Source organism: uncultured Olegusella sp. (genome assembly GCF_947253395.1).
Classification (GTDB): domain Bacteria; phylum Actinomycetota; class Coriobacteriia; order Coriobacteriales; family Atopobiaceae; genus Olegusella.
On the sequence record NZ_CAMXYY010000053.1, the window covers coordinates 1 to 10,393 of the forward strand.

At 46.7% G+C, this 10,393-nt stretch carries 9 protein-coding genes; all 9 read left to right on the forward strand.

Features of this window, described 5'->3' with window-relative positions; genetic code table 11:
* Positions 1-162: 162 nt before the first annotated feature.
* Positions 163-384: a FeoA family protein gene (locus Q0X25_RS05485; protein ID WP_298579672.1), complete on the forward strand. Its 222-nt coding sequence runs from the start codon at positions 163-165 to the stop codon at positions 382-384.
* 121 nt (positions 385-505) lie between these two features.
* Positions 506-2,767: a ferrous iron transport protein B gene (gene feoB / locus Q0X25_RS05490; RefSeq protein ID WP_298579675.1), complete on the forward strand. Its 2,262-nt coding sequence runs from the start codon at positions 506-508 to the stop codon at positions 2,765-2,767.
* A 335-nt stretch (positions 2,768-3,102) separates the two neighbouring features.
* The gene (locus tag Q0X25_RS05495) at positions 3,103-4,068 is read left to right on the forward strand and encodes a lactate/malate family dehydrogenase (protein ID WP_298579678.1); all 966 of its coding nucleotides are present in this window, start codon (positions 3,103-3,105) and stop codon (positions 4,066-4,068) included.
* A 174-nt stretch (positions 4,069-4,242) separates the two neighbouring features.
* Positions 4,243-5,070, forward strand: a complete 828-nt coding sequence (locus Q0X25_RS05500; protein ID WP_298579681.1) for a DNA adenine methylase — start codon at positions 4,243-4,245, stop codon at positions 5,068-5,070.
* On the forward strand, positions 5,063-5,860 hold the full coding sequence (locus Q0X25_RS05505) for a site-specific DNA-methyltransferase (RefSeq protein WP_298579684.1): 798 nt from the start codon (positions 5,063-5,065) through the stop codon (positions 5,858-5,860). The genes Q0X25_RS05500 and Q0X25_RS05505 overlap by 8 nt, the downstream gene beginning before the upstream one ends.
* Entirely contained in the window at positions 5,860-6,762 is a 903-nt protein-coding gene (locus Q0X25_RS05510) for a type II restriction endonuclease (RefSeq protein ID WP_298579689.1), read from the forward strand. The genes Q0X25_RS05505 and Q0X25_RS05510 overlap by 1 nt, the downstream gene beginning before the upstream one ends.
* Before the next feature lie 272 nt (positions 6,763-7,034).
* The gene (locus Q0X25_RS05515) at positions 7,035-8,762 is read left to right on the forward strand and encodes a hypothetical protein (RefSeq protein WP_298579691.1); all 1,728 of its coding nucleotides are present in this window, start codon (positions 7,035-7,037) and stop codon (positions 8,760-8,762) included.
* Positions 8,763-8,781: 19 nt separating this feature from the next.
* Positions 8,782-9,537: an ABC transporter ATP-binding protein gene (locus tag Q0X25_RS05520; protein ID WP_298579694.1), complete on the forward strand. Its 756-nt coding sequence runs from the start codon at positions 8,782-8,784 to the stop codon at positions 9,535-9,537.
* 5 nt (positions 9,538-9,542) lie between these two features.
* Positions 9,543-10,393: hypothetical protein (locus Q0X25_RS05525; protein ID WP_298579697.1), on the forward strand; the 851-nt coding region annotated here is incomplete at its 3' end.

A 10,393-nucleotide genomic window follows, 5' to 3' on the forward strand; every position in this document is an offset into this window, starting at 1 on the left:
TACCAACCTGGGCATTGACTCTAACATGGCTCGGCGCATTACTACGTATTAGGTACTAGGGAAAACGCCGCATCTTGCGGCACTCCATAGGCGTCTTTATGTGGGAGACGTCAGATGTGTATGTTGTCGCAGAACTCGCGGCTAAATCAGGAGGGAAGAGAGATGGCTACTCTCAGAGATGTGAAGGTTGGAAGCAGCGCTGTTGTTACCAAACTCACAGGCACAGGCGCTATCAAGCGGCGCATTATGGATATGGGCCTGACCAAGGGTACCGAAATTTATGTGCGCAAAGTCGCACCTCTCGGTGATCCTATTGAGATTACCGTGAGGGGTTATGAGCTGAGTATTCGTAAGGATGAAGCAGAAAACGTTGAGGTTGCGTAAGTAGAGCGGCGTATCACATTTTTTTGCATAAAGAGTTCGGCTCGTCTAACAAAATGGCAACGCCACGTGCCTAAAATCGTGGTAGTACGCTTTGTGCGTGCAGTAATAAGAAAGGTTTGGAATGGCAGATAAGACTTACATTGCGCTTGCGGGCAATCCTAACTGCGGCAAGACCACACTTTTTAATGAGTTGACGGGTTCTAATGGCTATGTCGGCAACTGGCCAGGTGTTACCGTTGAAAAAAAGCAGGCACCTTGGCTTGCCGATAGAAAGATTGAGTTTGTTGACCTCCCAGGAATTTATTCCTTGTCTCCCTATTCTCCTGAAGAGACGGTTTCTCGTGATTACCTGCTGGATAGTCGCCCCACTGCGACGATTAATCTTGTCGATGTAACTAATCTTGAGCGCAATCTCTATCTCACAACGCAGGTTCTTGAGACAGGCTGTCCTGTGGTAGTAGGTCTCAACATGTGCGATTTACTCAAAGAGCGTGGTGATGTTATTGATACCAAAGCTTTGTCTGAGAAGCTTGGTGTGCCCGTGCTAGAGGTTTCAGCTTTGCGTAATCAGGGACTGAATGAGCTGGTGAAGACTGCCGTTTCCGCTGGCAAAGCTGGCAAGGCTGCTACGGGTGTTAAATGCTTCCCCGCAGATGTAGAAGATGCGCTTAGCAAGATAGCAGTTCGTATTGAAGGTAAATGCGCAGTTAACTTAGTGCGTTGGTACGCCATCAAGATCTTTGAGCGCGATGCGGTAGCCGTTGACTCACTGAAGCTTTCTCAGACAATGCTTTCTGAGCTTGATGCAATCATATCTACGGTTGAAACTGAGCGTAATGATGATGCTGAAGACATCATTGCTTCTGAGCGTTACGAATGGATTTCTGGTGTTATGGATGCCTGCGTTAAAAAGGCACCCAAAAAGCTTACGCGCTCTCAGAAGATTGACAAAATTATCACCAATCGTTTTTTGGGTTTGCCTATCTTTATGCTCGTTATGATTGGTGTGTATTGGCTTGCCATCTCGACTGTCGGTACGGGTGCTACCGACTGGGTTAATGACAATCTCTTTAGTGATGGCTGGGAGCTCTTTGGCATGGCCATGCCTTCGATTCCAGCTGTTGTGACGGGTTGGCTTGAGGCAGCGGGCGCAAGTGCGCTGGTCACCAGCCTTGTAGTTGATGGCGTTGTTACAGGTGTTGGTGCTATTTTGGGCTTTGTACCTCAGATGACCGTGCTGTTTGTCTTGCTTTGCTTCCTTGAGGATTGCGGCTATATGAGCCGCGTTGCCTTTGTGATGGATCGCGCATTCCGTCGTTTTGGTTTGTCTGGCAAGTCTTTTATTCCTATTTTGATTAGCTCTGGTTGTGGTGTTCCTGGCGTTCTTGCTACCAAGACCATTGAAAACGAGCGTGATCGCCGCATGACCGCTATGGTTACGACTTTTATTCCGTGTGGTGCCAAACTGCCCATCATTTCTCTGCTTATGGGCGCACTGATTGGTGGCGTTAAGGCATGGTGGATTGCGCCATTTTTCTATTTCCTTGGTGTGCTTGCGGTTATTGTGTCTGCCATCATGCTCAAGAAAACCAAGCCCTTCTTGGGTGAGCCTGCTCCCTTTGTGATGGAGTTGCCTGATTACCACTTCCCCTCGATTAAGTCTTGGTTCTTGCATGTGTGGGAGCGTGTTAAGAGCTTTATTGTCAAGGCAGGTACCATTATCTTTGCGTCAACGGTAGTGGTGTGGTTCCTCTCCAACTTTGGTTTTGCTGGGTGGGAAGGCGGCAGCGGTGCTTTTGGGTACCTGCCTGGCATGGAGGGCGCTCCCGATGAGTTTATTGACTACTCTGTGCTTGCTGGATTCTCTGGTCTCATTGCTTGGATTTTTGCACCTTTAGGCTTTGTTAGCTGGAAGGCAACTGCTATGTCGGTTATGGGACTAGTTGCCAAGGAAAATATTGTTTCTACCTTTGCCACGCTTTCGTCTTTGGGTGATGCAGGGGAAACTGACCCCTCCATGTGGGCTGCCTTTGGCCAGATGTTTGCTGCGAATGGTGTGGTCAATACCGGCGCGATGCTTGGTTTTGTTGCCTTTAATATGCTCTGCGCACCCTGCTTTGCTGCCATGGGTACCATCAAGCGTCAGATGGATGATACTAAGTGGTTCTGGGCAGCGATTGGTTATGAGTGCCTCTTTGGTTGGGTTGTCGGCATGATAATCAATCAGCTCTATGGTCTGATTGTTTACGGCAGCTTTGGTTTTTGGACGCTGGTGGCGTTTGTGTTGCTCGCAGCTATGTTGTTCCAGCTCTTCCGCCCGGTGCCTACGCATGAGCATAAGGACAACAAAATCCTGACAAAGCTTAGCGAGCAATCCCAGTAAGGCGTTGTTTCATCCGGCTTGATGTGCACGTCGTAATCTGGAGCTGTATCAGAAGTTACTTCTGGTACAGCTCTTTTTCGTCTCTATCCTCATCTCAGTTTGGGGCAGATGGATAAGTAAGTCCTCCCGTATCAAACATACGTATGTCTGTATCCCACAGGGCGCTCAGGCAGAGATCCTCTCAGGGTTATTCATCGTTGCGGACACTTTTGTGTCTCAACTGCGTTACAGCTGCTGCGGCCATCCTGTGCTGCGTGCATAATACTTGCATGTTCGTGCGGGTTGTCTTGGTATCAAGTTTTACCACGACAACAAGCAGCAATTTGGAGGTGCATATGAAGGCAAGAAAGATCGGTATCATCGGAGTGGGTCATGTTGGTGCTCATGTGATGTTTGATATGGCAGTCCTCGGTATTGCCGATGAAATTATTCTTGTAGACATTAACGACAAAAAGTCTGCCTGCGAGACCCAAGATCTCTTCGATAGCTTGTCTTTGTTACCGCATCGCGTTCGTGTTCGTGTGGGTGATATTGAGGATTTAGCTGATGCTGATGTAGTGGTAAATGCCTCGGGCAAGGTCTCTCTGCTCATAGGTAGCACTGATCGTACGCGTGAGCTGCGCTATACCATCCCTGCAGTGCATACTTGGGTTGACCGCCTGCGCACGTCTGGCTTTGACGGTATATTGATCGATATTTCTAATCCGTGTGACGTGGTTACACGTGAGATTGCCTTGGGCCTGGGGCTTCCCAAAGGTCGTGTATTTGGCACAGGCACTGGTTTGGATACCGCGCGTTTGGTATCGCGTTTGGCAGAAGAGACGGGCATCGGCCACAAGTCAATTACTGCTTTTATGATTGGTGAGCACGGGAGCGCACAGTTTTGTCCGTGGTCGTGCGTGAGTTTTGCTGGTGTGTCTTTAAGCGAGATGGCAAAACGTGACGAGAAGTTTGCCTTTGATCACGACAAGATAGAAGATCTTGCGCGCCAAGGTGGTTGGGTTACCTTTGCGGGCAAGCAGTGTACGGAGTATGCTATTGCGTTGACGGCTGCACGCATGGCTCAGGCTGTGCTACATGATGAGAAGCTCATTATGCCTGCAAGCGCTTTGCTTGAGGGAGAGTATGGCGAGCAGGACATTTACGTGGGTATTCCTGTAGTAATTGGAGCTGGAGGTGTCGAGCAGATCCATGAGCTGCCGCTAACCGCAACAGAGCTTGCGCGCTTCCACGACTGCTGCGAGAGCATTCGCACCAACATGGCGCTTGCCGATGAGTTATATCCCGAAAAGCAAGCGTAGGTCCAGCATAATTGAGCTGTAAGACTGACTATAAAGCGTGTCTATCAAATGGTAGGCACGCTTTTTAGCATGTTTTTGATTCTCTATTAAACGGAGCTTCGAGGTTATTTTGATGTCTATATGGGGACATATAATAAAAACAGCAGAAATTATTTGTTAATTGGAGAGGTATACGTGAGCAACCACCTATCACCATTTTGTAAATGGGCTGGCGGTAAAGGGCAACTCCTTGACCGCCTTCGTGATCGTACTCCCAAATTGTATAAGTCTTACTATGAGCCATTTGTTGGTGCTGGTGCAGTACTATTCGGTTTTGAGCCCAACGCTGCGTACGTTAACGATGTAAACGCTCAGCTTATCAATACATATGTCGCCATTCGCGACGATTTAGATGCCCTTATGGAAGTACTTGATGTATTGGATAGCGGGTTTGGTGATAACCCAAAAACTTATTACTATGCTGTTCGCCAGACTTATAACAATAAGCTTGCAGCAGAAGAAATAGATACTGAACTTGCAGCAATGTTCGTTTTTCTCAATAAACATTGTTTCAATGGACTTTATCGCGTTAATGCAAAAGGTCAGTTTAACGTTCCGTTTAATAATAGTACTCGAGCATCTTATGATGCGAACAATCTCAAAGCAGTATCGGAATACCTGCAAAAGGTTGATATAAGTTGCGGAGATTTTGAAATGGCTTGTGATACCGCGCAAGCAAACGATTTTATATTTTTTGATAGTCCTTATGCACCGCTTAATGACACATCATTTGAGGCGTATACCAAAGAGGGTTTTTCTCGCGAAGATCATGAGCGTCTAGCCCAGGTATTTCGTCGTCTTGATGCACGTGGATGTTATTGTATGCTTACAAATCACAACACAAACTTTATCAAAGAACTTTATAAGGATTATTTCATTGAGGTTGTACCAGTTAAACGCATGATCAACTCTAACGCCAGTAAACGTACAGGTGAGGAAGTGATCATCCGGAACTATGACTAAACAATTAGATCCCTACTTTGTAGATGATTTAGGGTCACTTTATTTGGGCGATTCATTTAAGGTTCTACCTGAGCTACCTTCTGAAAGTGTGGATATCGTTTTTGCCGATCCACCCTATTTTCTCAGTAATAACGGCATATCGTGTAGCGGTGGAAAACAGGTTTCAGTCAACAAAGGAAAGTGGGACGAGGGCTATACGCTCGAGCAAAAACATAACTTTAATCGTAGCTGGGTACGTATGTGTAAACGCCTACTGAAAGACACGGGTACTATCTGGATTTCAGGATCGATGCACAATATCTATTCAGTGGGGATGGCGCTTGAACAAGAGGGGTTCAAAATAATCAATAACATTACTTGGCAGAAAACCAATCCACCTCCAAATTTAGCTTGTCGCTGCTTTACTCATTCAACTGAAACAATACTTTGGGCGAAAAAAGACATTAAAAAGGCAAAGTACACTTTTAACTATGAAGATATGAAAGCTGCCAATGGTGGCAAGCAGATGAAAGATGTTTGGATAGGCCCACTGACCAAGCAGTCAGAAAAAGTCGAAGGCAAACATCCAACTCAAAAGCCTGAGTATCTACTAGAACGTATTATTTTGGCATCCACTCATTTTGGGGATGTTGTTCTCGATCCGTTCTTAGGTTCGGGGACTACTGCAGTAGTAGCAAAAAGACTGGGCAGACGCTATATCGGCATTGATGCAAGTGAAAGCTACCTCAATATTGCAAAGCGGCGTCTTGATAAGGAGCAGCTAGGACTATTTGATGAAGGGATGGTTTAATGGCAAGGGATTTTGAAGAATGGTTGTCACAGTTTAGGCCAAGCATTGCGAATTACAGTTTTTATATTGACTTTGATAAAGTGTGCGACAACGTAAATAAAATTCGCGTTGAGCTCAACATCATGAACTCGCTCATTGGTTCCCCAACCATTGAAGATGATTTTAAATCTCTTGCTTCACGCTATCCAGAAATCATCAAATGTATTCCTATTCTTATTGCTGTGCGATATAGAGGTATCTATGCGCAGGATAAAGATGGTGGCTATCTCTATGTATTTGATGAAAAACTTGATGTTGAGAGTGCCGTTCGATTTATGAAGAAGTCCGGTCTCTTTGAGATGATTGCCAATCGTATTACACACGATCTTGTAGACTACGCGCTCGGTATTGAAGCAGGCCTTGATAGTAATGGACGAAAAAATCGCGGCGGGCATCTTATGGAAGATTTAGTTGAAAGCTATATTCAAAAAGCTGGTTTTATTCGAGATGACACCTATTTCAAAGAGATGTATATTCACGAGATAGAGAAGCGCTGGAACCTCGATCTTTCTGAAATTTCAAATGCTGGAAAAGCCGAAAAGCGTTTTGACTTTGTGCTCAAAACTGACTCAATGGTGTATGGAATTGAAACTAACTTTTATAGCGGTGGAGGTTCCAAACTTAATGAAACTTCTCGAAGCTACAAGATGTTAACTGAAGAGGCTCAGCGTATTGATGGATTTACGTTTCTTTGGGTAACGGATGGTATGGGATGGAGATCTGCACGCAGAAATCTCCAAGAGACGTTTGATGCAGGTGCCAATGTGTACAACATTGCCGAGCTTGGAAATGGTGCTTTTGACTTTATTTATAAGGGCCAAAATCCCTTGGCAGGACTTGAATATAAGTCTACGGATAAGTAGCTCCTTGCCAGCAGGGTTCATTAATTTCATTTGAGGTATCAGTTTTGTCATCTGGTGCCATGTATGCCCTTAGAGAACTGTTACCCCTAAGAGTATGCGCAGGGGGCTGCCGCTGGTAAAAAGACTCCTGTTTAAGAAGTGAGAAAGAGCTTAAATCATGTTAACTCTGGTATACTTACTGAGTTAGTTATAGGAAACTTACGAGTGGGTGAGCAACAATCTCTCATTGAGAGTACTTCTCAGCCATACTCGCAGCGGAATAGGAATTGACTATGGGTGATACCAGGAAAACTAATTCCTTTATGACGCAGAAGCTCTGGGAACTCACAGCGCAGACCAGTTGCCAAAAAAGGGCAGTGGTCGCTGCAGCCATGCTTGTAGCGACAGGCGTGGTGTGCATACTTGTGTTTCAGTTGCCTCAACTCAAATCTGTTCAGGCACAGGGGAGAAGGCCTGCTACCACTTTAAGCACCAAGCAAAACAATGCCACGCAAAGCGCTGTCGCCACCCAAGCTGACTTTTCACAAGCAACAATACCTCAGGAAAAGTCCGAAACCGTAACGGTACAAGCGGCTCCTGATGGTAGTTTTCACGATATACGTGTAGCGGTTCAGCTCACCAACCCCGGCAGTGCAAAAACCCTGCGTGACCAGTCAAATCTTTCTGAACTCGAAGAAGATGAAACGAACGCTCGGCCTACAAAAACAGCTCAAGGCCTGCTGTGGTCAAGTGGGGAGCCTACCCTCAAGTACAAAGGTAAATCCACACAGCAGCTGCCTTTTGCTCTGCGGATTAGTTATGAGCTTGATGGCAAGACAATCACTGCCAAGCAACTTGCAGGCAAAAGCGGGCACGTTAAGATTTGCTACCAATTTGAAAATCTCACAAGTAAAGATTCAAAGCACTGCGTGCCTTTTGTTGCACTTTCTGCTCTTATGCTTGATGGCGAGAAGTTCAGTAAAGTGCAGGTCAGCAATGGTAAGTCGATGGATATGAACGAGCGTATCATGGTAGTTGGATATGCCATGCCTGGTTTGCAGGAAGGTCTTCATCTCAAAGGAGATACCCAAGACATCCCCTCATCATTCACCATCGAAGCTGATGTTAAAGATTTTGCACTTGATACTGCTGTGACACTGGTTTCAACTGATGCTCTCAATGATTTCAAGCTTGAATTTGGTGAAGATGCACGTGACTCAATGGACAAACTTAAAGATGCCAGCTCGCAGCTTACATCTGGTTCGCAGTCACTTGCTGATGGTATGGACAAACTGAGTTCAGGTGCAGGTACTTTATCTGATGCCATAGTAACAGCTCAAACGGGTGCATCTCAGCTCTCGGAAGGTGTGGATAGCTATACGAGTGGTGTTGATCAAGCAGCCAAGGGGACTACAACTTTGCAAGCTGCACTTGATGCGGCAGTAGAGGAGGCACAGTCCCAGGCGGCAGTAGCTCAAGACACTCTTTCTCAGCTGCAAACGCAGTATGCAGCAGCGTATGAAGCAGTTCTTGCCGACCCGAACCCCGAAAACCTCGCTGCACTACATGAAGCGGTCCAGGCGCTTGCTCATACATCAGGGATTGCGGGCCAGGCGGCAGGTGCAGCAGCAGCTTTACAAAATGACCAGCTTACGCAGGGCATTTCTTCGCTGAATACGGGTTTGTCTAGGCTTAGTGCTAACAGTCAGCAGCTCAAAGATGGTGCATCCCAGTTGAACGACGGTCTTTTGCAGTTAAGTGATGCGAGCGGCGCGCTTGCAAAGGGTACCGACAAGGCAGCAGAAGGATCCTCCGCGCTTGCCGAGGGCTTCTTGCAGCTCGACAAGCAGGGCATTCAGCGCATCGTCAGCCTATATGAAGACGATGTCGTTGGCCTTCGTGATCGCATAAAGTCGCTGCAAGCAGCAGGAAAACGCTATGACACTTTCAGCGGTATTGAGGCTGGCACCAAAGGCAGCGTGCGCTTTGTAATCAAGACTGCAGCCATTGGCCTAGATTAGCAAGACGATGGGAAACACTATGCTTGACCAGGAAATGACCAAAAATCAGTCATCTTTCACTGAGCCCTTCACAGACGCTTATGTGAGCGTCTCACGCTTGTATAAGTCCTATGGTACGGGCGATGCGCATATCACCGTTCTCGACGGTATCGAGACAAACATCAACAAAGGTGAGATGTGCGTTTTGTTAGGTCCATCAGGCTCGGGAAAGTCAACTTTTCTCAATCTATTAGGAGGTCTTGAGCAAGCAGATCACGGGAGCATCCGTATTGCTCATACGGATATTTGCCAGCTCAATAGACGTGATCTTATTGAATATCGCCGCCGTGAGCTGGGGTTTGTCTTTCAGTTTTACAATCTGCTGCCAGACTTGACGATTCGTGAAAATGTCGAAGTGTGTGCGCATCTGAGCAAAAATCCGCTGCCCGTAGATGAGCTGCTTGACCGCTTAGGTATTAGGGCACAGGCAAAGAAATTTCCACGTCAAGTATCGGGTGGGCAACAGCAGCGTTGTGCAATTGCTCGTGCGCTTGTCAAACGTCCAGGCTTGCTGCTTTGCGATGAGCCTACGGGTGCACTTGATTATGAAACCTCCCTTGATGTACTTGATGTACTCGAGCGCATGAACAAAGAGTTTGGTGTGACGATGGTTATCGTGACGCATAATGATGCAATTGCGCAGATGTCTGATCGTGTTATGCGCCTGCGTGAGGGCGCACTTGTGCAAGACAAACGTAATACTCAGCGTCTGCACGCCTTTGATTTGAGCTGGTAAGTGCCATGTCTCCCTTAAAGCATCGCATTTTGCGACAACTCAAAAATAACTTTGGCAAGTATCTTGGAATCTTCCTGATGATGGCGTTTATGATTGCGTATATCTCGGGTTTTTTGACTGCGGCAAGTTCCATTCACACCCAACTTGTTGAATTGCCTGAGCGTTACCATCTAGAAGATGGACGCTTTACCGTAACGCACAAGTTAGATGAGCGCCAGATGAGTGCTGCCGAGAAAGGTCGTTTTTCTTGGCTGGACCGTTTGACCCTATCTTTGGCCGAAGAGGACACAAATCTTGATAATTATGAGCAGCTGACGGTTTATCCGCTCTTCAGCCACGATCTTAAAGCGACGATTCCACATGACCCCGTCAAAAATAAGCGACCTATTAACATGCGCATTTATGCCGCGCGTGACAAGGTTAATCTGCCGCAGATTCATGTAGGGACACTGCCTAAGACAGATGATGAGATTGCCATCGATGTTACCTTTGCGCGCAACCATCAACTCAAACCTGGTGATAGTTTTAATCTTGCGGGGCACAAGCTGCGGGTAAGCGGCACCGTGACACTGCCTGATTACACCACACTTTTTGAGAAGAATTCCGACTTTGTGATGGATGACTTTACATTTTGTGTGGGCGTGCTGACGCCACAGGGGTATGCGGCTTTTGCAGACCAGCCCGAAACTTATACGTACGCTTATAAATTTAATACGGCACAACTCAATTTAGCGCAACGTACCACAGCCGAGAGAAACTTGCTACGTGCACTATCACTTGCCGATGCCCATGTTACTGACCTTGTGGACGTTACATCCAATCAAGGAGTGAACTTTGCTCCCAAGGATACTGAAGG